Annotated in this window: 19 protein-coding genes; 12 read left to right on the top strand and 7 right to left on the bottom strand. The window is 64.7% G+C overall.

Features of this window, described 5'->3' with window-relative positions; genetic code table 11:
* Window positions 1-92 precede the first annotated feature (92 nt).
* The 3 genes from ACRQHG_RS03545 to ACRQHG_RS03535 all read left to right on the top strand — a co-directional run bounded on the left by ACRQHG_RS03545 (window position 93) and on the right by ACRQHG_RS03535 (window position 3,000).
* Complete coding sequence (locus tag ACRQHG_RS03545; RefSeq protein ID WP_435719539.1) at window positions 93-767, top strand: N-acetylmannosamine-6-phosphate 2-epimerase; 675 nt, start codon at window positions 93-95, stop codon at window positions 765-767.
* A gap of 97 nt (window positions 768-864) precedes the next feature.
* A complete protein-coding gene (locus ACRQHG_RS03540) occupies window positions 865-1,635 on the top strand; it encodes a glucosamine-6-phosphate deaminase (protein WP_435719538.1) in 771 nt (256 codons plus the stop codon).
* Window positions 1,636-3,000 carry an N-acetylglucosamine-6-phosphate deacetylase gene (locus ACRQHG_RS03535; protein ID WP_435719537.1) on the top strand — a complete coding sequence of 455 codons (1,365 nt, stop codon included), beginning with the start codon at window positions 1,636-1,638 and terminating at the stop codon, window positions 2,998-3,000.
* 914 nt (window positions 3,001-3,914) lie between these two features.
* On the opposite strand, the gene ACRQHG_RS03530 is transcribed toward ACRQHG_RS03535, so the two are convergent.
* Together ACRQHG_RS03530 and ACRQHG_RS03525 are read right to left on the bottom strand one after the other, a co-directional pair.
* Window positions 3,915-4,949, bottom strand: coding sequence for an L-idonate 5-dehydrogenase (locus tag ACRQHG_RS03530; protein WP_435719536.1), 1,035 nt, complete (start codon window positions 4,947-4,949; stop codon window positions 3,915-3,917).
* Window positions 4,949-6,493, bottom strand: a complete 1,545-nt coding sequence (locus ACRQHG_RS03525) for an MFS transporter (protein ID WP_435719535.1) — start codon at window positions 6,491-6,493, stop codon at window positions 4,949-4,951. Before ACRQHG_RS03525 ends, ACRQHG_RS03530 begins: the two co-directional genes overlap by 1 nt.
* A gap of 424 nt (window positions 6,494-6,917) precedes the next feature.
* On the opposite strand from ACRQHG_RS03525, the gene ACRQHG_RS03520 reads away from it, so the two are divergent.
* The 6 genes from ACRQHG_RS03520 (at window position 6,918) to ACRQHG_RS03495 (ending at window position 13,335) form a co-directional block, all read left to right on the top strand.
* A complete protein-coding gene (locus ACRQHG_RS03520) occupies window positions 6,918-7,871 on the top strand; it encodes a LysR family transcriptional regulator (protein WP_435719534.1) in 954 nt (317 codons plus the stop codon).
* 287 nt (window positions 7,872-8,158) lie between these two features.
* On the top strand, window positions 8,159-9,280 hold the full coding sequence (locus ACRQHG_RS03515) for an ABC transporter ATP-binding protein (protein ID WP_435719533.1): 1,122 nt from the start codon (window positions 8,159-8,161) through the stop codon (window positions 9,278-9,280).
* Window positions 9,281-9,678: 398 nt separating this feature from the next.
* Window positions 9,679-10,332, top strand: coding sequence for a low molecular weight protein-tyrosine-phosphatase (locus ACRQHG_RS03510; RefSeq protein ID WP_435719532.1), 654 nt, complete (start codon window positions 9,679-9,681; stop codon window positions 10,330-10,332).
* Window positions 10,329-11,576, top strand: coding sequence for a hypothetical protein (locus tag ACRQHG_RS03505; RefSeq protein ID WP_435719531.1), 1,248 nt, complete (start codon window positions 10,329-10,331; stop codon window positions 11,574-11,576). The genes ACRQHG_RS03510 and ACRQHG_RS03505 overlap by 4 nt, the downstream gene beginning before the upstream one ends.
* A 53-nt stretch (window positions 11,577-11,629) precedes the next feature.
* Window positions 11,630-12,328 (top strand): hypothetical protein, encoded by a 699-nt coding sequence (locus ACRQHG_RS03500; RefSeq protein WP_435719529.1) that lies wholly within the window; start codon window positions 11,630-11,632, stop codon window positions 12,326-12,328.
* A gap of 311 nt (window positions 12,329-12,639) precedes the next feature.
* A complete protein-coding gene (locus tag ACRQHG_RS03495) occupies window positions 12,640-13,335 on the top strand; it encodes a hypothetical protein (protein ID WP_435719528.1) in 696 nt (231 codons plus the stop codon).
* 17 nt (window positions 13,336-13,352) lie between these two features.
* Here ACRQHG_RS03495 and hrpA read toward each other — a convergent pair whose 3' ends face one another.
* Together hrpA and ACRQHG_RS03485 are read right to left on the bottom strand one after the other, a co-directional pair.
* Complete coding sequence (gene hrpA, locus ACRQHG_RS03490) at window positions 13,353-17,942, bottom strand: ATP-dependent RNA helicase HrpA (protein WP_435719527.1); 4,590 nt, start codon at window positions 17,940-17,942, stop codon at window positions 13,353-13,355.
* Window positions 17,943-18,237: 295 nt separating this feature from the next.
* Entirely contained in the window at window positions 18,238-18,507 is a 270-nt protein-coding gene (locus ACRQHG_RS03485) for an IS3 family transposase (RefSeq protein ID WP_435719525.1), read from the bottom strand.
* Window positions 18,508-18,716: 209 nt separating this feature from the next.
* Here ACRQHG_RS03485 and ACRQHG_RS03480 point away from each other — a divergent pair, with 209 nt between their 5' ends.
* Window positions 18,717-19,907, top strand: coding sequence for a Fic family protein (locus ACRQHG_RS03480; RefSeq protein WP_435719524.1), 1,191 nt, complete (start codon window positions 18,717-18,719; stop codon window positions 19,905-19,907).
* Window positions 19,908-20,416: 509 nt separating this feature from the next.
* On the opposite strand, the gene ACRQHG_RS03475 is transcribed toward ACRQHG_RS03480, so the two are convergent.
* The gene (locus ACRQHG_RS03475) at window positions 20,417-21,373 is read right to left on the bottom strand and encodes a hypothetical protein (RefSeq protein ID WP_435719523.1); all 957 of its coding nucleotides are present in this window, start codon (window positions 21,371-21,373) and stop codon (window positions 20,417-20,419) included.
* A complete protein-coding gene (locus tag ACRQHG_RS03470; protein ID WP_435719522.1) occupies window positions 21,370-22,347 on the bottom strand; it encodes an ABC transporter ATP-binding protein in 978 nt (325 codons plus the stop codon). Before ACRQHG_RS03470 ends, ACRQHG_RS03475 begins: the two co-directional genes overlap by 4 nt.
* 226 nt (window positions 22,348-22,573) lie before the next feature.
* Here ACRQHG_RS03470 and ACRQHG_RS03465 point away from each other — a divergent pair, with 226 nt between their 5' ends.
* Both ACRQHG_RS03465 and ACRQHG_RS03460 read left to right on the top strand, forming a co-directional pair.
* Window positions 22,574-24,547 carry an acyltransferase family protein gene (locus ACRQHG_RS03465; RefSeq protein WP_435719520.1) on the top strand — a complete coding sequence of 658 codons (1,974 nt, stop codon included), beginning with the start codon at window positions 22,574-22,576 and terminating at the stop codon, window positions 24,545-24,547.
* Between the two features lie 22 nt (window positions 24,548-24,569).
* A complete protein-coding gene (locus tag ACRQHG_RS03460) occupies window positions 24,570-25,685 on the top strand; it encodes an endonuclease/exonuclease/phosphatase family protein (RefSeq protein WP_435719519.1) in 1,116 nt (371 codons plus the stop codon).
* Window positions 25,686-25,866: 181 nt separating this feature from the next.
* Here the strand turns inward: ACRQHG_RS03460 and ACRQHG_RS03455 are convergent, their stop codons facing one another.
* Window positions 25,867-26,178, bottom strand: a complete 312-nt coding sequence (locus ACRQHG_RS03455; protein WP_435719517.1) for a hypothetical protein — start codon at window positions 26,176-26,178, stop codon at window positions 25,867-25,869.
* Window positions 26,179-26,206: the final 28 nt, after the last annotated feature.

Below are 26,206 nucleotides of genomic sequence, written 5' to 3'. Positions count from 1 at the left end.
AACGCAGCCGCGCCGCGCACGCAGCCGCGCGCTAAACGCGCCGCACCGCATAACTACACCTCTGCATTTCTCGTTATAACTTAGGAGTTACCGTGCATCCGATGATCGAATCTCTCCGCGGGCACCTCGTCGTGTCCTGCCAGGCGTACGTGGGCGAACCGCTGCGCCACCCCGAAACGATGGCGCAGATGGCCCTCGCCGCCGAGCGCGGGGGAGCGGCGGCGATTCGCTGCCAGGGCCTGGCGGATATTTCCGCGATTAAAGGCCAGGTGGAAGTGCCTGTCATCGGCCTGTGGAAAGAGGGCCACGAAGGCGTGTTCATCACCCCGACCCTGCGCCACGCGCGCGCGTGCATCAGCGCCGGCGCCGATATTGTGGCCCTCGATGCCACGTCCCGCCCGCGTCCGGATGGCTTGAGCTTCGCGGAAACGGTGGCTGCTCTTCTGGACGACGGCGCGCTCGTCATGGCGGACTGCGGCTCGATTGAGGATGCCCGGGCGGCGGCCAAGGCCGGCTGCCACATCCTCGGCACCACCTTGGCGGGCTACTCCGGGGACCGCCCGAAGACGGATGGCCCCGATATTGAACTGCTGGCCCAGATGGTCGCGGAATTCCCGGAGATCCCGGTGGTCTGCGAAGGGCGCATCCACACTCCGGAGCAAGCGCGGGCTGTCATGGAAGCTGGCGCCTGGGCGGCCGTCGTCGGAACCGCTATTACGCACCCGACCACGATCACCACGTGGTTCCGCGAGGCCGTCGAAAACTAAAACTTCACCAGGGTTCCCACGCAACCGAAGCGCGGGGCCCGCGAGCACTGAGCACTGCCGCGTTTCACGTGAAACGCGCCCGGGAAAGGACGAACTCATGCATATCGGAATTTTCGCCACCGCGGAAGAAGCCTCCCGCGAGGGCGCACGCATTATCCAGGATCTTTTCGCGCGTGACGCGCACGCGACGCTCGGGGTGGCCACCGGTTCCACGCCGGACCTCCTCTACGCGGCGCTGCGCGAGGCCCACGCGGCCGGCGAATTTGACCTCTCCGGCGCCAAGGCCTTTGCCCTGGATGAGTACGTGGGGCTGGATCCGGAGCATCCGGAGTCCTACCGCAATGTGCTGCGCCGCAACCTCGTGGGGGAGGATAAGACCGGCCTGACCGAGGAGGGCCTCAATACGCCCGATGCGCAGAACCCGGATCCGCAGGCCGCGGCCGCCGACTACGATGTGAAGATCGGTGCGGCCGGCGTGGATCTCCAGATCCTTGGCATTGGCGCGGACGGCCACATCGGCTTCAACGAGCCGGGTGGTTCGCTGGTCTCGCGCACCCACGTGGAGGCGCTGGCCCCGCAAACCATCAAGGATAATGCGCGGTTCTTCGACGGCGACGAAGCGGCCGTCCCCACCCGCTGCATCACCCAGGGCCTGGGCACCATTATGGAAGCGAAGAAGCTGGTGCTTTTCGCTTTCGGTGCGAATAAGGCGGATGCGGTGCGCGAACTGTGCGAAGGCCCCATCAGCGCCTTCTGGCCCGCCACGATTATTCAGATGCATCCGGATGTCACCGTGCTCCTGGACGAAGCGGCCGCCGCGCAGCTCAAGCTGACGGATCTGTACCGCGCGCGTTGGGAGATGATCTAAGTGTTTTACCTGGGGCGCGTTCTCAACGGGTACGGCCGCGAGGTTGGGTACGGTATTGAGATCGACGACGCCGGTACGCTGGCTCGGCTGCTCACCGCTGAGGAGGCCGCCGCGGTAACCGCGGGGCTGGCGGCGGAGCGGGAGTCGCGCGGGATCGAAGCGCGGGCCGCGGAGGCTTTCGGGCTGGGCGCGGATAACCCGCGGGTGCGCCGGGCGCATGTTATTACCCCGGGCCTCGTGGATATTCACTGCCACGGCGGTGGTGGCTTTGCTTTCCCGGATAACTATGCGGAGGAGGAGATCGCGACCGCGATCCGCACCCACCAGCGCGGGGGAACCACGGCGATGTTCGCTTCCCTGGTGTCGCTGGCGGATCCGCTCCCGCAGATCAAGGCGCTGGTGCCGTTCTGCGAGCGCGGGGAGCTGGCCGGTATCCACCTGGAGGGCCCGTATATTTCGCGGGAAAAGTGCGGGGCGCAGAACCCCGAGGTGATTCGCGCGGTGGACGAGGCCGAGCTGCGTTCCTGGCTGGAGGCCGGGCGCGGCTGGATTAAGACGATGACGGTGGCGCCGGAAGCGGAGGGCGCCCAGCGGGCCGCCGAGCTGCTGCTTGAATATGGCGGCAAGCCGTCCTGGGGGCATTCCCACGGGGACGGCGCGGTCACCCGGGCCGAAATTGCGCGCACCCTGGAAGTGGCGCGCCGGCACGGGTACACGCCGCTGGCGGCGCTTGGCGATGGCGGCGGTAGCGCCGTCGGGCAGGAAGCCGCACAAACCGTCACGCATCTCTTCAACGCGATGACCGCTTTTACGCACCGGGCTCCCGGCCCGATCCGCGAGTACATTCAGGCGGCGCGCCGCGGGTTCATCAGCGCGGAAGTGATTGCCGACGGCTACCACGTGCATCCTGATCTGGTCGAGGATGTGGTGGCCTACCTCGATGAGCCGGATCTCGGGGGTGGGGCGTCTGGGAGCGCGGGCGCGGGCCAGCTGGGTATTCCCGGGGCTTTCTTCGTCACGGATTCCCTGGCGGCGGCCGGTATGCCTCCCGGGAAGTACACCCTAGGCGGGCTCGCGGTGGAAGTGCGCGACGGCGCCTGCTACCTGGAAGGTACCGATACTTTGGCCGGGGGTGCATCGGTGCTGGCCGATCAGGTGGCCCTCTTCGCCGGGCGCGGGAAGCTGACGCTCCCGCAGCTGGTGCGGGCCACGGTGGCCGGGCCGGTCTACGCCGGTGGTGCCTGGGATGCTCCCGGTGTCACGGTGGACTTCACCCCGGGCAAGCCGGTCAATCTGGTCGCCTGGAATGAGGCGATGACCCCGCTGGCGGTTGTCCGCGAGGGAGTGGAAATCTCCCACTCCTAGCCTCCGGGTTTTCCGGAAACCCTTCGCGGGCACGGCAGCACCACAAGCCGGGAAGCGTTCACTGCCTCCCTCGGGCAGGATCGGGCGTGTCGATCCTGCCCCTCTCCACGGGGCGCGGGCTCAAGCCCGCGCCCCGCTTTCTTTGCCCGCCGAAGCTCCAAAAACAAAGTGGTACTGAACCTACAGCCAACGCCCGGTTTTCTGTCGTGCAGTACCACTCTGTAAGGCCCGCTGTCGTGGAGTACCACTTTGTTTCTTCCGCTGTCGTGGAGTACCACTTTGCTGGGCAGCGACGGGCTAGTCGCCGAGGCACCAAAATGAAGTGCGCGTAAGAGCACCGTTTCGGAGCGATTTCGTGTTCCATACGCACACTACGCGGGATGCACTGTCTGGAATGCACACTTCGAGGAGGCGGGAGACCAAGCCGACTCGCAGAATGTACATGGGTGACAGTTTTTCCGGGGTGTACTTCGCATGTACGACATCTGCACTACAGCTCTGAAAACATATACCACTCCCGCAGGGGCGCGTGTGACTATTGGGGTTTGCGAGGCCCGTGAGATTCGCGCGGTCCGGTCGTCTTCTCTGCCGGAAATCAAAGTGCAACGACAGCTACATTAAGAAATCGTTTTGATGTCGTGAGGTTGCATCCTGTGGGGCTCGATGTCGTGAGGTTGCATCCTGCGGGGCTCGCTGTCCTGAGGTTGCATCCTGTGGGGCTCGCTGTCGTGAGGTTGCACTTTGTGAACATGGTGAGGGCACGGAAAAGGGGCACGGACCCGTAAGTCCGTGCCCCTTCGCCGCCTCGTGAGCGAGGTACACCGCGCGTCGCGCGATGTACGCTGCGAATCACGAGGCAAGGCCAGCCCGAGCCAGGCGAGAGTGCATCGCCCGGCCGCGCCGGCCTGCTCCGCCTAGCTGAGCTGGAGCATCACCTTGGACGACCCCGTGGACCGATCATCTGCGGTGGCGAAAGCGGCTGCGGCGTCGTCGATCTTAAATTCGTGCGTGAGCACGGGCGAAACGTCCAATCCGCGCGCCATCGCGTCAATCGCGGCGTCCATGGACTCCGGGTTGAACCGATACGAGCCCCGGTACGTGATTTCGCGGGTGACCAGCTGCCCGAGCACCACGGAGACTGCGCCGGCCGGCAAGTTGCCCACCTGTACCATGGTGCCGCCGCGCACGGTCGCCAGCAAACAATCACCGATGGCAACGGCGGCGCCGGACGCTTCGATGGTGACGTCCACGTCGGCGGGAAGCTCCTCACCGGCGCTACGGTTCACGGTGCTGGTAGCGCCCATCGCGCTCGCGATCCGCAGGGATTCCGCGGCCACGTCGGAAGCGATCACCTCGCGCGCCCCCGCGAATTTTACGGCGGCCACGGCCAGCGCCCCGATCGGGCCCACGCCGTTCACCAGTACGCGCTTCCCGGACAGCTCCCCGGCCAGGCTCACGGCGTGCATTGCCACCGCGAGAGGTTCGGCGACGGCGCCTTCCTTCGTCGAAACGTTCTCCGGCAGCGCACGGAGCTGATCGGGCCGCACCACCCGGTAGGTGGAGAAACCGCCCTGCTCGTGCGGGAAGAAAGCCGCGGATCCGAAGTAACGGACCTCCGGCCACAGGTTATCTTTGCCGCGGGTGCTTTCCGGGATATCGTGCTCTCCCACGAGGGTCGGCGGATAGATCGCCACCCGCTGGCCCACCTCAACTCCGGCAACGCCTTCGCCCACCTGGTCCACCACGCCGGCAACTTCGTGCCCGAGGATCAGCGGTTCGCGCATAATCGCGGTTCCGGAAGCACCATTCTTCCAGTAGGACAGATCGGAGCCGCAAATGCCGCCCCATTCCATGCGCACCCGCACCTCGCCAGCACCGGCAACCGGGTCGGGAACCTCGGTGATATGAATCTGCTTGGGGGTATCGGTACGAACTTGTACAGCCTTCATTAGAATGCATCCTCCTTGAGGGTGAGGTCGCGCCCGGTGATTTCGGGCATGAGCCACGCGGTGATATGGGTGACTCCGGTGTAAACAAACATGAGAATCGCGCAGGCGATCCAGGAACCGCCGAAGAGTTGCACCAAGCCAGCGGCGATCAGCGGGCCGAAACCGGCGGTGATCATATTCGGGATTTCCTTGGCGAGCGCCAGCTGCTCGTAGCGGTGCGCGGAGCCGAAGCATTCGGCCATCGTGATGTTTTCCAGGGAGAACATGGCCAGCACGGTGATGTTGTGCAGCACGATGTACCCGATGAAGAACAGCAGGGTGGGGGTGCCGTAATGGTCCACCATCTGCCCGTCCACCAGCTCCGGTGCATTGAGGTCGCCCAGGAACCGCGGGGAGACCATGAGCAGGAAGCACGGAATAATGAGGAGAATCCCCAGGCCGGTGACCAGGCGGTAGGTGCGCTCGCGGCCGATGCGGTCGCCGATCCAGCCGATAATCGGCACGGTAATGAAGCCGGCCAGCGAGGAGTAGACCACCACGGCGGAGGCCACGTCCTTGGCCACCAGAATCTGGGCGGTCAGGAAGGTAATGAGGTAGGTCTGCACCATGCCGGAGTTGCCGGACTGGCCGAAGCGCAGCAGGAAGGCCGCCATGAATGCCTTGAATGACTTCGGGGTTTTGGCGAGTTCTTCCACGGCGGCTTCGCGCTGGGCGGCCGCGGCTTCCCGCTGAGTAGCAGCTTCCGCCGCACCGGCCTTCGCGGCCGCAGCCCCCGCCTTCCGCTCGGCGCGCGAGGGAAGCGGTTGGTCATAGGTGGCCACCAGGGCGGCGTCGTCCAAAATCTCCCCGCTGGTAGCCGCCTCGAAAACAGGCGATTCCTTGAGGTGCAGCCGGATGAACACGGCCAGGCCCATGAGCACAACCGAGGCGATGAAGGGGATACGCCAGCCCCACGCGACCACGGTGTCGGTGCCCATGGTGGCGAGCATGATCGCCCAGATCGCGCCGGCGCCCAGGGTGCCGGTATTGGTGCCGAGGGCCACCAGTGAGGAAATAATGCCGCGGCGTTCCCGCGGAGCGTATTCGGCCAGCATCACGGAGGCGCCGGCAATTTCCGCGCCGGCCCCGAAGCCCTGGATGAGCCGCAGAATCACCAGCATAATCGGCGCCCAGATACCCACCACCTGGTAGGTGGGGAGGAAGCCGATGAGGGTGGTGGCCACGCCCATCATGGCGATGGTAATAAAGAGGACTTTGGTGCGGCCGATGCGATCGCCGAGCCGCCCGAAGTACCAGGCGCCCAGCGGGCGGGCCACGTAGCCCACGCCGTAAATGGCCATGGCCCCGAGGATCGCCATGGACTGGTGACCGGCGGGGAAGAAAATGTCTTTAAAGACGAGCGCGGCGGCCAGGGAGTACAGCTGGAAATCCATGAATTCCAGAGCTGTTCCGAGCCAGCCGGAAACCGCGGCCTTGACCAGGTCCGAGGTCGAGCGCGTGGGCACCGGGGCGGTTACTGTTCCCGGCGGGTGTTGTTTGGACATGAGGTGCCTTCCACATTCACTTCGTTGTGTTAACTGAGAAGAAGCTGCTTTCCGGGCGGATAGCCGGATGGATAAGCGAGCTCCGATGGCTTCAGTATCGCGGCGGGAATGCGCCAAAATCACGCCCGAGAGACGGCGATATTTCGATATGTCATATGAGGATTTCGAATAGCGATACGCGGGCGGGGTGGAAGCCGGGTGCTCGCGGTGGGCACGGCGCGGCGTTGGTGTGCGCGAAACGCCGCGAGATTCCGCGGATAAGTCGCCTACCCGAGTGGGTGCGGGCGGTGGTGGAACGACGACGCCGCCCCGGCGGCGCGCAGCCGCGCGCCGCCGGGGGAGCCGACTCGCCGCGAAAGAACTTGAAATGCGCCAGGTAAATTATCGGAGAGCTCGTTGGTGCCACACAGTCGTGGAGGGTTTTATGCGCATCGACCGACTTGAATGGTTGGAGTCTTTCGTTGCCGTTGCGAAATTATCGTCCTTTTCGCGGGCGGCTCGTTTGCTCCACAGCAGTCAGTCGCGGGTATCGCTCCACGTTGCGAATTTGGAGCGGGCCACGGGCCATACCCTGGTGGATCGCAGCCATGTGCCCTGCACCCTCACCGCGAAAGGCGAAACGTTCCTACCGCGCGCCGAGGAGATTTTAGTGAAGCTGCGCGATGCGGTCGATGAGCTCAATACCGAATCGGGCAGCCTGGTGGGCGCGGTTACCCTCGGGGTGATTCCTTCTATTTCGGCGGTGCTGTGCCCGGGAATGCTGGCGCAATTACAGCTGGAGGAGCCCGGTATTTCCGTTAATTTGCTGGAGCGCACCTCCGCGGAATTATTGGAGAAAGTGGGGGCCGGGCACGCGCAGCTGGCCATCGTTTCGCAATTTAGTTCGCTGCCTTCCATTCCTGATTCACAGCGCCTGTGGTGGGAGCCCTACGTGGCGGTGGTCCGCAAGAATTCACCGGATTTCCAGGGCGTGGAGGTGGTGGCTCCCGCCGATCTCGCGGAGGTGACCTTGGGACTGACCGGCGCACCGGGCCTGAGCATCGACCCGGAAATGCGCGCCGCTTTTGATTTATGGGAGTTGGAGCCGCGCATCGCGGATTTCCGCACCGAGCAACCCCAGACCCTCCTTAATATGTGCAAGGCCGGGCTGCTCACCCCGGTTATTAACCTGCTGGCTTTTCGCAGTTGCGATCACGAGGGGCTGCGCGCGATTGCAATCGCGGGTGATTACGGGCGGGAAGTTTCCGTGGTGGCGAATACCGCGGTGCCGCTCACCCCGATCGGCCAGTACGTGCGTGATTTGATCCTGGCGATTCCGCAGCCCGCCGGCGTGCGCTCCCTCCAGCCGCAGCGGAGTGATGCGGGGGATACCAGCTAGAGCCTAATCCGGGAAAAGCCTGGAAGCTTTGCGCAAAACATGGCAGCGGAGCTGGAAATCCGCGCCGGCGCCTGGCAAAATTGGGTATGTCGCACAGGGCGACTGTGTCAGAGTGGACACTCTGAAGTCACAGCATTTTGTACATGGCCCGGGTGTCCGGGCGTGGGGGCATTGCGGCCTGCCAAGGGGCGGCGTCGTCGTACCACAAGTGCTGGAGCTTCGGGTGCCCGCAACGGCACTCTTCACTCGGATCGTCCGGCACGTACCTGCCGGTGAAGGGACCAGTAATGGCATCTGTAACATTTGAGAACGCATCGCGTATCTACCCGGGGTCGGATACCCCGGCTGTCAATCAGCTCAACCTCGACATTGCTGACGGGGAATTCCTTGTTCTTGTTGGCCCGTCCGGCTGCGGTAAATCAACGTCGCTGCGCATGCTGGCCGGCCTGGAAGATATTAATGACGGGCGTATCTATATTGGGGACCGCGATGTCACCAATGTGTCGCCTAAGGATCGCGATATCGCGATGGTGTTCCAGAATTACGCTCTCTACCCGCATATGTCGGTGGCGGAGAATATGGGCTTCGCGCTCAAGATCGCGCGCACCCCGAAGGAAGAAATCGATAAGCGCGTTAAGGAAGCCGCCCAGATTCTTGATCTGACCGAGTACCTGGATCGCAAGCCGAAGGCGCTCTCCGGTGGGCAGCGCCAGCGCGTGGCGATGGGCCGCGCGATTGTGCGTAACCCGCAGGTCTTCCTCATGGACGAACCGCTCTCTAACCTGGACGCGAAGCTCCGCGTGCAGACCCGCACCCAGATCGCTACCCTGCAGCGCCGCCTGGGCACCACCACGGTGTACGTCACCCACGACCAAACCGAAGCGCTGACCATGGGCGACCGCATCGCCGTGCTCAACTTCGGGGTATTGCAGCAGGTGGGCAGCCCGGATGAGCTGTACAACCGGCCGCAAAACGCTTTCGTGGCGGGCTTCATTGGTTCGCCGGCCATGAACCTCGGCACCTTTAATATTGAGGGCGACGACGCAGTCCTTGGCCAAGCGCGCATTCGCCTGCCCCGCGCGGTGATCGATGCGATCACCCCGGATGATAAGGGCAAGGTAATCCTGGGCGTGCGCCCCGAATCCTTCACGGAGCTCACGCGCGAGCCCGGGGAAAGCTCGGTGCCGATCGTGGTGGATATGGTGGAGAACCTGGGTTCGGATAACTATGTATATGGCGAGATCGCCGGTGTGGAGAAGTCCGGCTTCGGCTCGGGCGATGGCTCCTCCCAGGTGGTTGTGCGGATCCCGCCGTTCAAGGCTCCCGCGGTGGGTGACACCGTGTACGCCACCCCGAACCTGGATGCTATCCATGTGTTCCATGCCGGGGATGGCACGCGCATCAACTAGCCGGGGTAGCACCCGCGGGGGTAGCCCCTGCATCGCCTAGCCCGGGGTAGTGCCCGCATTAATGAGGCGATGCGAGGCTGCTCAGGCAGTGGTCTGATTTCCAGGGCCGGGGCGCACGCGCCCCGGCCCTGCGTCGTCGTTACTCAATAATGAGCGCGCGATTGTGCCCCGCATAGGCCGTGGCGAAAATCACGCGCTTTCAGCTGGGATTATGCATAACCGCGGCGCAGAACTGCCCGGACGTGACTTTTCCGCAGTTCAACACGGGTGATCTGGGCCGCCCGGTCACACGTGCCCGGGCGTTTCTATCCCGGGATTCTGCATACTTTCAGCGTAGTATGCACTCGATGAGACCTACTGCTCAAAACTTTTCAGGCGCGGTGCCTAGACTTGCCAGCATGACGGAAAGTGCCACTCCCGCTGCCTACCCCGGTGCGGGCGTCGTTCGCGCGCTGGCGGAACGGCCCCGCATTCTTGTTGTCTGTACCGGGAATATTTGCCGATCTCCCATGGGGGAAATCGTGCTGCGCCAGCGGTTGCGCGATGCCGGTATTGATATTGCGGTGGCGTCCGCGGGGGTTTCGAATGAGGAATCCGGCAATCCGATTTACCCGCCCGCCCAGCGCACACTTACCGAACACGGCTATGACCTGCCCGATCACCACCGGGCCCACCGCGTCACCGCCGAGGAACTGGAAAACGCCGGCCTGATTCTGGCTATGACCACCGGGCATGCCCGGGCGGTGCGCCGGCTGTGCCGCTCCCTCTCCCTTTCGCTGACCAATATTCACCTGTGGACCGAGTTCGCGCTGCCGGAGGTGGGGATCGCGCCGGAGGGCGTATTCGGGCACGGCGGCATTCTTTCCGACGACGCCGGGCGGGCCTCGGGCCGCCAGCATTCTTCCGATTTTTATTATTCGTCCGGCGAGTACGATGTACCCGATCCGTGGGGCGGTTCGGCGCGCGAATTCGAAGCGACGCTCACCTGCGTGGAAGCCGGCTCCGAGCGCCTCGTTGAGCTGCTGCGCGGTCACCTGCCCGTGGCGCGGTGAGCGCTCGTCACGCGGTGAGTACCCAGCCCGCGGCGCGTACCCAGCCCGCGGCGCGCGCCCGTATAGTTATGCGCCGGCGGGGGGTGTTGTTCTGCGCGCTCGCGGTGCTGCTGATCGCCCTGGCGGTGCTGGCCGTGCGCCAGGTCTTGGCCGCCACGTACTACTCTCCCGCGGCCGTGGCCAGCAGATATATGGCCGCTCTCGAAGATGGCCGCGCTCGCGATGCCCTGGACCTCACCGATCCCGGCGCGCTTTCCGGATCCCTCGCACTGCTGAGCGACGAAGTCTATCGCGCTGTCCCCGGCCGTCCCGCCCATTTCCAGGTGCGCGAAACCAGCATCATCGAGACCGGCACCGGCGCCGGCAATGGCACCGGCACCAGTAACGGTGCCGACTCCGGCAACGGCGCCGGCAATGCTGCTGGCACCAGTAACGGCGCGGAAACCAGCGTGCGCGTAGACGGCGTCGTCAGCTACAACGGCACCCAAGAGTCCCTGAGCATTACCCTGGTGCGCCGCGGCACCACGCCGATCCTGAGCCCGCGCTGGCAGGTAAGCGAGGGCGCCCTCGGCCAGCTGCGCCTCGAACACGCCGCCGATCCCGGCACCGAGCAAGCTTCCGGCAGCGGCACCGAGCAAGCTTCCGGCAGCGAACCGCCGACCGCAGGCAGCGGACCAGTCTCCACCCCTCCCAACCTCACCAGCATCAACGACGTACCCGTCGCCCTCGCACCCCAGGAACCCGCCCCGGCCTTCCCCGGCGACTACACCGTCGCGGCGCCTGGCGATTCGCACTACCTCACCTTCGGGGCCGGCGCCACCGCCACGGTGCGGCCCGGCCAGACCGCGACCGCGCGTCTCAGCGCCCAAGCCACCCCGGCCGCGGGCGAACGCGCAGTGGAACTGGTGGAACGCCTCGTGGAGAGTTGCGTACGCGGTGATGGTACGACGACGCCGCCAGCTGGCTGCCCGGCCGCTTTCCGCAAGGATCGTACGTTCGGGGATACCCGCAAGGAGAAGCTGAACTGGAGAGAGAAGCCGCAGGTGAGTGCGTCCGTGGAAGGGCTGGGTGGAACCGTGAGCGTGCGGGGAGGTGTGCTGGAGCGCAGCTACGAGTGGCGGCTTCTTGCCCCGTTGAGCTGGGAGAAACGCTCGGATACCGCGCGGGTTTTCGAGCGGGAGCATGCGGTGCGATTCCGGGTGGAGAACGGGGACGTGGTGCTGGAAAGTGAAAGCCTGCGCTAGCCCGGGTTACCATGGAAAGCGCTAGTAGCGGCGCGAGAGAAGAGGAAGGACGTATGAGCACCAACGTTGTGGCTGAGATTTGGCGGGAAGGCAACCTCCCGGCGGCGCGGCCTATCGATCATGCCCGGCGGGTATGCACCGGCACCCTGTGGGGCCTGGGCGCGGGCGTGGTGCTCGGACTTATCGCTTTCCCGAATGCCCTGGTCGGTTCGCGTGCGTTCTACCTGATCCCGGCTTTCGCGGTGGTGGCTTTTTTGCTGGCGCTGCCGTGGTTGATCCGCGACAAAACGCCGGTCGCACCCGGCGTAGACGTGGTCGCCCGAGTGCTAGGCACCGACGAAAGCCGGCGGATGCGCACGGTTGGCAATAGCCGCCGCAAGCAGGCGCTCATGGTGCCGGTGGTGGTCCGCCCGGTGGATAAATCCGCGGATTTCCGCACCGTTATCGCGGTGCACGGCGCCGAGCAGGCGGGCTTCGCGGAGAGCAAGCCCGGCACCCTGCTCCCGCTGCGCCAAACAGAAAAGGGCTACGGTGGCCTCGCCAGTGTGGAGGAAGCCAGCCCGGAACAAGAAGCCCTCATGCGTTCCTTGGAACAGCGCCCGAAACTGCTGCCCAATACCGCGCCGGTGCTGCCGTTCAAGCCGCAGTCCCTCGACCGAGTCACCACCGGGGACCAGCTGGAATGGTGGGGTGGAATGATCGCCGGCGCGCTGCTCGCAGCTGTCATCATGGGCATCGTCAGCCTGCTGTAATTTCAAGAAGTACGACGACGCATATATGCACCCGGCCGCTTAGGTGCATCGCGGCCCGGCCATGAGGTGAGCCCGCACAACTACATCGCAGGAAACCATTGCGCACCGTTGGATAATTCAGTTAACTACATTGAAGGCGGACGAGACAGTTGCCGTCAGAACGAACCCTAACGCGACCTGATAAGCAATGATGCTAATCAGAGATATGCGGGCTCTCACGCCACGGTCCGCCATCCTTGTTTCCTCTCAATACTTATGAGGATCCCATTATGTTTGTGCAAAAAATTAGCTCGCGGCCCGTACTATCTCTCGTGGCTGCTGGAGCTTTAGTGCTCGCGCTCGCGGCCGGCGGGTGCTCATCGGAAAAGGGGACCGAATTCGATGCGACTGGGGCAACGCCAACGCCCGTGACTAGCGATGCGCCGGTATCAGTTACCGGTGGCTCGGATGAAGCTTTCGAGCGGGTTTCCGCAGCTCTCGGTGAGGAACTCAAGGATTCGAGTGCGCAAAAGAACTGGAACATGGTTTACGGAGCTGGGAACGCTCGTACTTTAACGGAGCTTTCGGAGCGGGCGATTCCGGGTCATACGGATCTGAAAGAAAAGACCGTACTCTCCGGGGATGGAATAGTCGAAGTGAATGATACGGAGTTGGCTCCCATTGTCGCTCTCGACAAGAAGAATTCCGCGCAACTCGTAAGCGCTCTGGAGAAGAATTTCGGGCTCGGCCCGCTGGATGAAAACACCGCTCTGGATTACGCGGCTGCGTTCTATGTGGAGTGCGGTGGCGTTGGTGTGGAACGCGGGGGAGACAAGTGCCAGGCTCCTGCCGGAACTGATGGTTTCGGCGCGCTCCAGACCCTCAACTACGCGGAAGGGAAACTGGTATCGGCCTACTTCTGGCACGTGTCACCTCAGGGAAACCTGGCGGATAACGTCTGGGAAAAGTACGGAAACTCCACCGTCGATTTCGAAGCAACACGGGGATTCTTCGTGATCGAGAAGTGATGACGCACGGCTGGTCCTTAGCTGGCCAATAGCTTCTGGATGCGCTTGACGGAGACCTTTTCCTTGGTGCCCAACTGCTGGGCGAAAAGCGAGACGCGCAGCTCTTCCAGGAGCCAGCGGGCGTGGTCGAGTACCCGCGCGCGGCCCGGATCGAAAGCCGCGTAGCTGGCTTCTTCGCGGGCACTCTCCACCGCATCCGCCGCGGTTTGCACCTGCCAAGCGAGCGAATCATCGGCTGCCGGATTCACCGAGGCCTTCTCGATGCGCAGCTTCGCGGCCTGGAGATAACGCGGCAGATCCCAGAAGTGTGCTGCCGGCGTGGACCGCACAAAATCGGCGGGCATGAGCGCATCCAGATGAGCGCGCTCGTCGCTCATTGTGGCAAGCAGCGCCACCGAGCGGTTGTCTCGCACCAGCTGTTCCACTTCAGCCCAGGCGGCTGCGGCCTTGCCCGCGCCTTGCGCTATCAGGAACACTTCGTCCTCGAACTCGTCGCGAGCCCACGCCTGCAATTCCTCGAATTCACGCCCGGAACGCAGCTCCTCCGGGCTGGCATCATTGGCCGCACCCCAGCGGTCGGCGAGATTCCGCGCCGCCGCCCACTGCAGATCGGCCACCAGCGCCGCCGTAGACGGTGCCGGGCTACCCGCCAGCTGCAAAGCCAGCTCGCCATCCCAGCGCGAGGTAATCCGGCCTTCGGGCAGCGCCAGCGCATCCGCGAGCAAACGAATCACGCCGCCACGATGCACCCGCACCTGTTCACCCGGCTCCGCCACCACATCCAGCACAACCTTTCCGGCGCGGTCAGCAAGCGCCGGGTAGGCACGAACCGTCCCGGCCGGGCCCTCAGTTTCGATAACCGCCGGGATAATCCCCTGCTCCACCTCGGGCCAACCGGTCAAAGCATCGCCGGATGCGAGTTCGGTGGGGGCCGCACCGGCCGAACTGGTGGTGCTGGCCGAACTTGTGGTTGGCGCACCCGCGGCCGGCGTGCCGGCGGATGGGGTGCCCGCAGACTGTGCACTCGCGGAGTGCTTCATGCCATCTTTCGTTGAGCTGGGCTTGCGCAAACGCGCCCGTGCCTCATCGAGGGCTTGGGCTACCGCCCCGGCCACCACGTTTTCCACCGCCGCCTTCGTTTGCGGGGCAAGACTGCGCTGCAGATACTCAAGCGACGTTGATTCCTCAAGCACCGCACCCCGCTCCGAACGCACCCGGAAATTCACAGTCAGATGCGCGGGCAGATTCACCTCCCGCCATGCGGCGTCGTCGATCTCAATACTGCGCACGCGGGCCGTAGCTGCGCGAAAAGCCTCCTCGAAAGAAATCGGTTCCGTTCCGTGTACGGCCTCCTCCCAGCTGGGTAGCACCGCGCGGATATCGCGGGCGACGTCGGGAGCGGGCACCAGGTTGCGGCGTACGCGTTTGGGCAGCGCGCGGATCGTGGCGACCACGAGTTCGCCCAGCATCCCGGGCACTAGCCAGTCGAAACCGTCCTGGCGCAGGCGCGGGAGCAGCGCGATGGGCACGTCCACGGTGATGCCGTCGTTGAACGAGCCCGGCGCGAAGGTGTAGGTGATGGGCAGCGTGATATCGCCCTGGCGCCATTCGGTGGGGAAGTCCTCTTCCGCGGCGCTTCCGCAGGCCCCGCCCAGCAGGAAATCCTGCGTGAAATCGAGCAGTTCGGGGCGCGCGTGGCATTCCTTCTTCCACCAGGAATCGAAATGCCGCCCGGAGACCACGCTCTCCGGGATGCGCTCCTCGTAAAACGCGGCCAGCGCGTCATTATCAGCCACCAGCCCGTGGCGGCGCAGCTTATCTTCGGTGCGACCGGCCTCCTCGAGGGCCGCGCGGTTGCGGGCCAGGAACTCGTGGTGCGTGCGCCACTCACCCTCCACCAGCCCGTGGCGGATGAACATCTCGCGGGCCAGCTCGCGCGCCGCATCCGAACCGGAAGTCGCCAGTAGTACGGGGCGGTCCGCCACCAGGGTCACCCCGTAGAGCGTCACCTTTTCGTGGACCATCGCCGCGCCGTTCTTCGCCGACCAATACGGCTCCGAATAGGAACGCCGCACCAGCTTCTTCGCCAGCGGCTCGATCCACTCCGGCTGGATCGCGGCCACGGTGCGGGCGAACAGCCGGGAAGTTTCCACCAGCTCGGCGGCCATCACCCACTCCGGAGTGCGCCGGTGCAGGCCCGAGCCCGGCCAGATCACGAAATGGGTGCCGCGCGCGCCCAGGTAATCGCGGCTACGCGGGGAATAATTGCCGATATTGGACAGCAGCCCCACCAGCAACGACCGGTGAATCGCACCCGCCTCCGGGGTATCCGAACCGCGCCCGAGCTCGCGGCAGGCGTGGGCCACCGCCCCGGAATTCGGGGCCCCGCCCAGCTGAGGCGCCCCTGCACCCGCATCGGCCGCGGCGCGAATCTGCTTCGAGCTGGGCAGTGCCAGACGGCGGATCGTCAGCTCCAGCGGCCGCGCCATCTGCTCGAGCTGCGCCACCACATCCGCCCACTCGCGATAGCGCAGGTAGTTGAGGAATTCCGCGCGGCACATGCGCCGGAACGCCGAACCGGACAGCTCGCGCGCCTGGGTGCGCAGATAGCGCCACAGCGTCAGATACGCGAGGAAATCCGAGGAGCCGGCCGTGAAACGCGCGTGGAATTGATCGGCCTGGGCGCGTTTCTCAGCGGGGCGCTCGCGCACATCCTGCACCGACAGCGCCGCAACCAGCACCAACACTTCGGAAGCGCACCCGTTGCGCTGCGCCTCAATAAGCATGCGGCCCAGGCGTGGGTCGATAGGCAGGCGCGCGAGCTGCCGCCCGATGGCAGTCAGGCGCGGGGCGTGGCGGTGCGCGGCGCGGCTGCTTTCTGTCCAGCGGCTTTCCGGGTGGTCGCTCTGTGCGGGGTCGCTGTCCGCGGCGCCGCGCTCGGCCCCAGCCGCGCCCGCAGCTCCAAAGACCCCGTACGTTATCGCCCCGATTTCTTCGAGGAGCTGGGTGCCGGCCCGCACCGCCCGCGCTTCGGGCGGATCAATAAAAGGAAAATCGTCGACGGCGCCCAGCCCGAGCGCGAGCATCTGCAAAATCACCGCGGCCAACGACGTGCGCTGAATCTCCGGTTGGGTGAATTCGGGCCGAGCCAGGAAATCATCCTCGGAATAGAGCCGGATCGCAATCCCGTCCGTCACGCGCCCGCACCGCCCTGACCGCTGATTGGCGCTGGCCTGCGAAATTGGCTCGATGGGTAGGCGCTGTACCTTCGTTTTATTCGAGTAGCGTGAAATGCGCGCGGTGCCCGGGTCAATCACGTATTTGATCCCGGGAACCGTCAGCGAAGTCTCCGCAATATTCGTGGCCAGGATAATGCGCCGGTAGGGCCCGGGCTGGAAAATCCGGTGCTGTTCCGCCGCGGAAAGCCGCGAAAACAGCGGCAGCACCTCCACGGCACCCGGCGCGCTGGAGCTCCCCCCGGGCGCCACATACCGCGCCCCGAGCTCGTCATCGAGAGCCTTCGCGGTATCCCGAATCTCGCCCTCCCCGGAGAGGAAGACCAGAATATCGCCCTCGCCTTCCGCCATGAGCTCTTCGGCAGCCGCCACGATTCCACTCACCTGATCAAGTGCCGCCGCCCGGCCCGGGGTGCGCGGCGCGGTTACGCGCTGCGCACCGGCGTCGTCGTACTGTTCTTCGTGGTCCGTATCCTGTTCCTCATCGAGGGGCCGGTACCGGATTTCCACCGGATACGTGCGCCCGGACACTTCGATGATGGGCGCGGTGTCGCCGGGGCGGCCGCCCGCGCGGTGCTCGCCGAAATGCGCGGCGAAGCGCTCGGTGTCGATGGTCGCGGAGGTGATGATGACTTTGAGGTCGGGGCGCGCGGGGAGGAGCCGCGCGAGGTAGCCGAGGATGAAATCGATATTGAGGGAGCGTTCGTGCGCTTCGTCGATGATGAGGGTGTCGTAGCGCAGCAGTTGCGGATCGGATTGGATCTCCGCGAGCAGGATGCCGTCCGTCATGAGTTTGACGAGCGTGGTGGGGCCCACTTCTTCGGTGAAACGCACCTGATAGCCGACGGCGCCGCCGACTTTCTGCCCCAGTTCGGCCGCGATGCGTTCGGCAACCGAGCGGGCGGCGATGCGCCGCGGCTGGGTGTGCCCGATGAGCCCGGTGATGCCGCGGCCCAGCTCCAGGCAGATTTTCGGCAGCTGCGTGGTTTTCCCGGAGCCGGTTTCCCCGGCGATAATAACCACCTGGTTCGCGGCGATGGCCTCGCGGATCTCCGCGCGCCGAGCGGAAACGGGCAGGGTTTCCGGGTAGCTCATGTGCGGAACGGCCGCCTTGCGCGCTTCGAGTTGCGCGGGGGTGAAGGGCCGCGGCCCGCGCGGGTTGGTGCGGCCCGCGCGGTTGCCGCGGCGTTTGCTTTGGTTATTGTGGTGGCCGCGTTTGCCTTGCGTGCCGGTGCGGTTGGAACGACGACGGCGCGAAGCGCCACCTCCCTGCCGGCCGGTCGAGCCATCACCGTTGTGCTGGTCGGTGCGAGCGTGGTGGTTGGCCTCGCCCTTGCCGGAGGGCGCTGCGGGTTCCTGAGACTTATCCATATCGTGCCTCATTATTCCACGCCTCCCCGGAGCTTCCTACCGGTTGGGGTGACATTGGTGTGCCTAGCTTGATTCTTGCCGCATGCTGAGGAAACAAAGTGGTCCTGTACGACATCGAGCCATACAAAGTGGTACTCCCCGACAGGAAATCGGGTGTTGGCTGTAGCTCCAGTACCACTTTGTAAGCGAGGTTGCCCGCGGGCTAGTGAAACAGGTGGGGTCCGGGCGATTGCCCGGGCCCCACCTGCGTCGTCGTGCTTAAAAGCGCCGCGCTGGAAAGGGGGCTGCGGACTGTTTATTGGACATTATCGCTTAAAACCGCTTGACGATGTTCCGCAATAGTTAAACCATCGAACTTCAAGGTAATACGCTTCTGGTTATAGAAGAGCATATACTCGTCTATCGCCTCGCATAGCTCATCGGTTGTAGCCCACTTCTTCCCGTGATAAATCTCGGTTTTCATCCGCCCGAAAAACCCCTCACAAGCAGAATTATCCGGACTACACCCCTTCTTCGACATCGACCGCGTCAACCCGTAACGCCGCGTAAGCTCAATCCAGGACACAGACCGGTAGTGGATTCCCCGATCCGAATGGATCACGAGTGGGTGCTCACTCTGGCCGGCTTCAGCTTTGCTGGTTTACCATCAATGGAGCTGCTGAATGATGGGGAAGTGCCTCTTGTTCATCATTTGCTAGTGGTTTTGCTTGGGAAGTGGCACTTGTCCATCATTGAGCCTGGGTTTGTGCGTCGCGGTGACCTAAAATTTACGTCATGAGGCTTGAAGACTTTACTGCCCCGCAGATGGGTTCGTTGGTGGACATTGCGGGCAGTGATCCCATTTTGGGTAGTTGGGAGCACAAGGCGTTCGTGCCCGCCGTGCTTCCTTCTAAGATGCCTGAGCTGTCTGGGCGGACTGTCGTCCAAGTCGCAAATGCCAGGTCTAGCTTGGCTGCTTTGGACGCTGTTGCTTTACAGCTTCCTAACCCTGCTCTTTTCAGAAGTTCTGCTCTTCGTCGGGAAGCGCAAAGTACCTCTGCTTTGGAAGGCACATATGCTCCTCTGGAGCGAGTCATGACAACTGATGTTGACTCGCCAGAAGACGAGACCATGCGTGAGATCGTCAACTATCTGGATATGTCCTATGCGGCTTTTGAATGGTTGAGTTACGGGAGAGAAATATCTGTTGGGATGCTTACTGCCCTGCAGGGGGAGCTGATGAAAGGCACTCGACTGGCTGGGCAATCCGGACGGCTGCGAGAGCGTCAGGTTGTCATAGATAAGCGAAGTAGCGCCAAAGCAAATGAGCCGGCGATACTTTCCTCTAGGTTTGTTCCAGCTCCTCCGGGGGACTTGCTGATTTCGGGCGTCGAAAGGCTGGTGGAATGGATAGGGCAGGATCATTCTGAGCGGATAGACCCCGTGGTCGCCGCCGCAATGTCGCATTATCAGTTTGAGACTCTACATCCGTTTATGGATGGCAACGGCAGGCTCGGTAGGCTGCTGATAGTTCTGCACTTGATGTCTCAGGGTGTGCTTTCCGAGCCGACGCTTTCCGTTTCGCCTTGGTTTGAAGCCCGTCGAGCAGAATACTATGACCGGCTGCTTGCGGTAAGTACCGCCGGTAACTGGGATGAGTACGTCGAATTTTTCGCCAGAGGAATAGGGCAATCGGCCAGCCAGGCCTTGCGCCAGGTGCAGGAGCTGATGCGTGTTCGAAATGTGCTCAAAGGCAAAGTGCGTGATTCTGGTCTACGTTCAGAAGCGGGTCTGCGTGTGGTCGATTTAGCCATCGCGAAAATCACTTTCACGACTAAGGCGCTAGCGGAAGAACTGGATCTTTCAGTGGCGCGAGCGGGCGAGCTAATTAGGCAGCTAGAGAATCTGGAAATCTTGGCCGCCGTCAACGAGAGCGCTCGGCCGAAAGTGTATTTCGCGCCTGCGATCGTTCGGGTGTTGGTTTGAGCCTGAGCCGACAGCGGCCTTCGGGGCGCTTTGGCGGGCATCTCGGCTGGCTTTTCCGGCTGTGAGGGGGTGTGCTTCTCCTGCTGGTTTACCATCACAAGCGCCGATGAATGATGGGGAACTGCCCATTGTCCATCATTCGCGAGTGCTTTTGCTTGGGATCTGGCGGTTGTCCATTATTTGTTGTGGGTTCCGCTCGGGAAAAGGTCGTTCTCCGTCACTCAGGACGGGTTTTGCTCGGGAAGGTGGTGTTGCCCGTCATTCGCCGGTTTGCCTGACTCGTGCAGATTAGTGACCCGACTGCCGGCTGCTGAGGGGTGGTGGGTCACTAAGGCTGTGCAAGTCAGGCCGGAGCTTCCTACCGGTTGGGGTTGGCTGTGGGCTAGTGAAACAGGTGGGGCCCGGGCGATTGCCCGGGCCCCACCTGCGTCGTCGTGCTTAAAAGCAGCGTGCTTGAAGGTGCCGTACGCAAAAATGCCGCGCTGGAAAGCACCGCGGCTCAGGCGCGACTACACGTCAGAACGCGAGAAGCGCCAGCCACCCAGCGCGAGCAGCACCACCGCCAGCGCGCACCACAGCCCCAGGCCGATGGCCGGGCTGGAAACCGTGAACGAGGTGACGTCGGCGCCGGCGTTGAGGCCGGGCGGGCTGAGCGCCGCGGTGAGGAGCATCGGCGGCAGGTAGGGGATCACGAAGCTGCGCACGAACTCGGAGGGAATAAGCGCGAGCACCGGGGACAGCATCATCACCGCGAGGATCAGCACGATGGTGCCGGCGGAACTGCGCAGCAGGTAGCCGATTCCCAGGGCCATCCACGCGGAGGTGACCATGGCGATGATGAAGTTGAGGAAGAGCCACCAGGCGTCGCCGCTGAAGCCGATGGTGAGGCCGAAGAGGGTGCCCACCACGGCGCCCAGCACCAGGAGCACCAGGGTGGTGGCCAGGGCAATCAGGCTGAGCGCGAGGGTGCGGGCGGCCACGTTGCGCCAGCGGCGCGGGTCGGCGCTCACGGTGGAGCGCATGGTGTTCGCGGCGTATTCCGAGCACACCGTGACGGCGCCGAAAGCCACCATGATGATCTGGAAAATGGTGCTCGCGCTGATGAGGACGTAGGCGGCGAGCGAATGCTCCGCGCCCATCGCGGTGGCGTAGGTGTTGAGTTCGAGCTCGCTGGAGCCCCAGGCGGTTAGCGCGGTGATGGCCAGCGAGAAGAGGGTGCCGATGATGAGCGTCCAGCGCAGCGAAGGCAGCGTGAGGATTTTGCGCAGCTCAGAGCGCACGGAGCGGCCCAGCGTGACGCGGTAGCTCGGCGCGGCGAATTGGCTGATGCGCGGGGGGAGCTGAGCGAGCTGAGGCGCGGCGGCACCGGGAGCGCCGGCACCGGGAGCGCCGGCACCGGGAGCGCCGGAGCCAGGAGTGCCGGAGCCAGGAGTGCCGGGGCCGGCGGGAACAAAAGCGGTACTCATTGGTGGCCTCCCGGGAGGTTCGTGGCGGGGCGGCCCGCGCCGTATTCGACGTCGTGGCCGGTCAGGTCCATGAAAATATCTTCCAGCGAGCGGTGGATGGTGGCCAGTTCGTCCAGCTGCACCCCCGCCTCGAAGGCGATTTTGCCGATGTCCGCGCGTGAACCGCCCGGGATCGCGAAGCGGGCGATGGGTGCGGGTGATGCGGTGGCTGTACCCGGCGCCGCAACCTCGCTAGCATCCTGGAAGTCCAGCCCGGCCGCGCGCAGTGCGCTCTCCAGGCCGGCCCGGTTCGGGGACGCCACCAGCACGGTGGTATTCGCCGCGGCCTCGGTGAAGCTTTCGATGGGCCCGAAGGCGATCATGCGCCCGCGCCCGATGACCAGCAGGTCGTCGGCGGTTTGCTGCATTTCGCTCATGAGATGCGAGGAGACCAAGATGGTGCGGCCCTGCTGCGCGAGCGTGCGCATAAGCAGACGCACCCAGCGCACCCCGTCCGGATCCAGCCCGTTCACGGGTTCGTCAAAGAGCAGCACTTCCGGGTCGCCCAGCAGGGCCGCGGCAATCCCGAGCCGCTGGCCCATGCCCAGCGAGAAGCCCTTGAGCTTGCGCTTGGCCACGCTCCCAATCCCGGTCAGCTCGATCACTTCGTCCACGCGCCGCGCGGGAATCCCGTGGGTGGCCGCCAGAATCTGCAGGTGGCTGCGCGCGCTGCGCGAGCCGTGGAAAGCCTTGCCGTCCAGCAGCGCACCCACCGTGGTGAGCGGGGAGGCGAGCTGCTCGTAAGGCAGACCGGCAATGAGGGCGCGCCCGGAGGTGGGGCGATCCAGCCCCATAATGCAGCGCATCGTGGTGGATTTGCCCGAACCGTTCGGGCCGAGGAACCCGGTGATTTTCCCGGGTTGGAGCTGGAAACTGAGGTTATCGACCGCGGTGGTCGCACCGTAGCGTTTCGTCAGGGCTTCGACTGTTATCACAGGCAGTCCTTTCGTGCTGGATTAGGCAACGTCACAATTCTACAGCCGCCCACTTTGCGCCGCTGTGCCGTCCTGCGCCGTTGGTCCGCGCCGTCGCCCCGCGTCGTCGCCTAGCGCCGTTGTCCCGTGCCGTCGCCCCGCCCGCTCCCCGGTGGCGCTCATCTCATGGACGCACCGCCGCCCCGTGTCTCGCCGCCCCGTATTCGCGCAGTCCTAGAATGTGCCTATGCCGCAATCCTCACGCACCACCACCCGCATCCGCGCCCTCGACGGCATCCGCGCGCTCGCGATCATCGCGGTGGTGCTCTATCACATGCGCCCGGCGCTGCTCACCGGCGGTTTCGTGGGCGTCACGGTGTTCTTCGTGCTGTCCGGCTTCCTCATCACCCGCAGCGTGCTGCGCGAGCTGAGCCGCGAACGCCGCTTCTCCTACCGGCGCTACCTGCGCCGTCGCCTCCTGCGCCTGTGGCCCCCGGTCCTCGTCACCATCGCGGGGGCTGCGCTCCTCAGCTACCTCATCGCGCCCAGCCTCCTCCCGAAAGTCCAGGCCGACGCCCTCCCCGCCGCGCTTTTCGCAAGCAACTGGGTCTATATTTTCCGCGAGGTCCCGTATTTCGCGGCGTCCGGGCTGCCGTCCCCGCTCACCCACCTGTGGTACCTGGGGGTCCTCGCCCAGTTTTACCTGGTCTGGCCGTTTATCCTGCTGGCCCTGCGCCGGGTGCGCTATTCGACGCTCCGGATCGTGGCGGGCCTGGCCCTCGCATCCGCCCTGCTCATGGCCGTGCTGTTCTTCGCGGGCCCGGATTCCACCCGCGCTTACTACGGCCTGGACACCCGCGCCGCCGAACTCCTCATCGGCGCGCTTGCGGCTCTGGTTTCGCCGTATGTTGCGTCTTTGTGGCCGCGCGCGGATAGTACGACGACGCCGCAGCCTCCCACGCATTCCGCCACCGCCGCTTTCGCGTTGCGGGTGGGCACCGGCGCCGCTCTCCTGGCTTTGCTGGCGCTGGCCGTGTGGGCGGATGGCGAATCGGCCCTCACGTACGCGGGTGGTTTAACGACGACGGCGCTCTTGACCGCCCTTATTGTGCTCACCGTCCACAACCCGCGGCTCGGCCTGAGCCGGGTGCTGGCCAGCGCGCCCTTGGCTTACCTGGGTTCCCGGTCTTTCTCCCTCTATCTGGTTCACTACCCGCTGCTTCTGCTCATGAATCCGGCTACCCGCACCGCGGAGATTTCCGGGGCGGCCAAGATCGGGCAGCTGCTGGTGGTGGGCCTGGTGGCGGAGCTGTTTTATCGCTGCGTGGAACAGCCGAGCGCGCGCCTGGCGCGGGCCGGCTGGCGCGCGGGCCTGCGCAGCTGGTGGACTGGCCTGCGCGCGTGGCGCAGCGACATTCGCGCGTGGCGCACCGGCCCACGTAGCTGGCGCACCTGGCGCAGCCTGGTGAGCAAGCACCACCTGAGCGACACGATTTTCGCGGTGCTCAGCGCGGTATCCCTCCTGCTTGTGGCTCTGCTGGCTTTCGCGCCGATTCCCTGGCAGCGTCTCGCGGATTCCCGCGCGGTGGCGCTGCGCCCCGAGCTCGCCGCGCCCGCGCCTGCTATCTCAGCTCCGGCTACGCCGACTCCCACTCCAACGCCGAGCTCAAGTGCCCTCCAACCCATCGCCACCCAAGTCCCGGCCAACCTGGATACGTCCGCCTGGGCCAAAGACCCGGCCACCGGCGTTTGCTCCGCAAACGCCGTGATGATCGGCGATTCGGTCACCCTGGGCGCCACCGAAGCCCTCAAGGAAGTCCTCCCCAATTCGGTGGTGGACGGCAAGGTCAGCCGCCAATTCGCCGCCGGCGCGGAGGTGTTCGCCCAGCGCCAAGCTCTGGGGGAGAAACCGCGGGTGCTTATCTATGCCCTCGGCTCAAATGGGCTCATCGGCAGCGAGGCGGATATTCAAAAACTCGTGGACGCCGCGCAGGGCCTGCCCGTCTATTTCGTGACGAATCGCAGCCCGTTGGAGGCCCAAAACCCCAATAACGAGCTGCTCAAGTCCTATGCCGCCTCCCACCCCAACGTTGGCATTATCGACTGGTGGGCCGCCACCGAAGGCCACGAAGAATTCCTGCGCGACGATGGCATCCATCTCACACCCACCGGGCAGCAGCACTTCGCTACCCTTATCCAGCAGGCCCTGTGCGGGGCCTAAGCCAGCCGGAAAGGTAGGCGCGGTGCGCGTTCTTAGTTCTCTTCTCGGGTTGCTCCTGGCCGTTTTCGCGGTGTTCACGGTGCAGCCGGCCTGGTTCGGTCCGGCCGCCCGGCTCGCCACCGTGGTGCCCGGCGCTCAGATCATGTCCAGTCGCGGGGCACTCGCGCTCGGGATGCTCATCGCCGCGCTCGCGGTGGGGCTGCTCGGCGCGGTCCGTAGGTATGTCGGGGGTGGGCGCGTGGCGGTGAGCTGCGCCGTCGTACTACTACTCGTGGCCCTGGCGCATGCCGGAACCTTGAGTGGGCGCGGGCTGGAGCGGGAGACCCTCGGCGCGCCCGCGGCCGGCGAGCTCACCGTGGTGCAATACAACACGGAGGGCGGGCGCGTGGACCTGGATCACCTGGCCGATGCGATTGTGCGGGTGGGTGCGGATGCGGTCTCGCTTATTGAAACGTCGAGCGAGGCCGGCGCGGAGATTCAGGAGAAACTGGCCGCGCGCGGGGCGGACTATCAGCTTTTCGACGGCGGGGTGTCGCGGTATAGCGCCGCGTGGCGGTCCTCGGTGCTGCTGGTGTCTGCCGCGCGCGGGGAGTATGAAGCGGTGGATCTGAGTGAGACGTACGGGGAGGATGTGTCGCGCGCGGTGGCGGCGGCGCCGCGCGGCGGGGCGCGCCCGGATGCTCCGATGTTCGTGGCCGGGCACCCCACAGCGCCGGTACCTGCGTATATGGACCTGTGGCGCGCGGAGGCGCGGGCACTGTACCGGGTGTGCGAGGCCGTGCCGGATGCGGTTGTTGCAGGGGATTTTAATTCGACGGCGGACCACCAGGCTGCCCTCAGCCCCGGCTCTACCTGCCGCGATCTGGGGGCCGACGCCGGAATCGGGGCGGTGGGGACCTGGCCTACCACGGTGCCCGCGCTGCTGGCCTCGCCAATTGATCGGGTCATGAGTTCGGGGGCTTACCGCGGGGTGGCCGGGGAGATCATCGACCCGGATAATGCCAGCGACCACCGCGGCATCATCGTGCGGCTCAAGCCTGCTGCTGATGTTGCTCCGGCTGCTGGTGCCGGTCCGGCTACCGATTCTGCACCTGCTCCTGCTACTGATCCCACGCTGGCAGCGGAATCCGATTCCTAGGGACTGGCTGGGGCGGGGTTCGCAAGCAAGGGCTTTCAGGTAAACTCCATTGCAGGGAGCCCCGGGAAGGTCAATGTCGCGAAACATCGATACACCCCCGGGGCTATTGCTTTTGCTTTGCGTTTGGGGCCTCTTTGCTCCACACGCAAACGTATAGACAGGCTCGTCAAACGTGGGTGGTTCACTCCGCGAGGGCTTGGAGTGCGATGGTGCGGTTGTTGCGCACCACGGAGCGCACCTGAATCTCTTCCCATTCCCGCATGCCGCGCTGGAGCGCTTCACGTGCCTCGGGCGTGCACTTCACCCCGAACTCGTCGATAACGAAAAGAAGAACTTCTTCCAAGCAGGGCCGGAACCTGCGCCCACCTACCGGGAAATGAACATCGGCAATCCGGGGAGTGCGCAGCGCATTCTTGAGGCGCCGGCGCGAGCGGCGGGAATGCTTGCCACCTAGAAGCAAAGCGTGAGTCCATTCATCGCGATGGGAATGCACTTGGACATGCGCGCAAGGGATATTCGAA

The organism is Actinotignum vesiculae (genome assembly GCF_051267215.1).
GTDB lineage: Bacteria > Actinomycetota > Actinomycetes > Actinomycetales > Actinomycetaceae > Actinotignum > Actinotignum schaalii.
Note: the sequence above shows the minus strand (reverse complement) of the source record. Positions and strands in the feature narration are given on the sequence as shown.

Bases quoted from the DNA above. Each gene is read 5' to 3' on its own strand.
- ACRQHG_RS03510 (WP_435719532.1), top strand. From the start codon at position 9,679: ATGACGGAAAGTGCCACTCCCGCTGCCTACCCCGGTGCGGGCGTCGTT.
- ACRQHG_RS03540 (WP_435719538.1), top strand. From the start codon at position 865: ATGCATATCGGAATTTTCGCCACCGCGGAAGAAGCCTCCCGCGAGGGC.
- hrpA (WP_435719527.1), bottom strand. From the start codon at position 17,942: ATGGATAAGTCTCAGGAACCCGCAGCGCCCTCCGGCAAGGGCGAGGCC.
- ACRQHG_RS03500 (WP_435719529.1), top strand. From the start codon at position 11,630: ATGAGCACCAACGTTGTGGCTGAGATTTGGCGGGAAGGCAACCTCCCG.
- ACRQHG_RS03520 (WP_435719534.1), top strand. From the start codon at position 6,918: ATGCGCATCGACCGACTTGAATGGTTGGAGTCTTTCGTTGCCGTTGCG.
- ACRQHG_RS03530 (WP_435719536.1), bottom strand. From the start codon at position 4,949: ATGAAGGCTGTACAAGTTCGTACCGATACCCCCAAGCAGATTCATATC.
- ACRQHG_RS03465 (WP_435719520.1), top strand. From the start codon at position 22,574: ATGCCGCAATCCTCACGCACCACCACCCGCATCCGCGCCCTCGACGGC.
- ACRQHG_RS03480 (WP_435719524.1), top strand. From the start codon at position 18,717: ATGAGGCTTGAAGACTTTACTGCCCCGCAGATGGGTTCGTTGGTGGAC.
- ACRQHG_RS03525 (WP_435719535.1), bottom strand. From the start codon at position 6,493: ATGTCCAAACAACACCCGCCGGGAACAGTAACCGCCCCGGTGCCCACG.
- ACRQHG_RS03515 (WP_435719533.1), top strand. From the start codon at position 8,159: ATGGCATCTGTAACATTTGAGAACGCATCGCGTATCTACCCGGGGTCG.
- ACRQHG_RS03475 (WP_435719523.1), bottom strand. From the start codon at position 21,373: ATGAGTACCGCTTTTGTTCCCGCCGGCCCCGGCACTCCTGGCTCCGGC.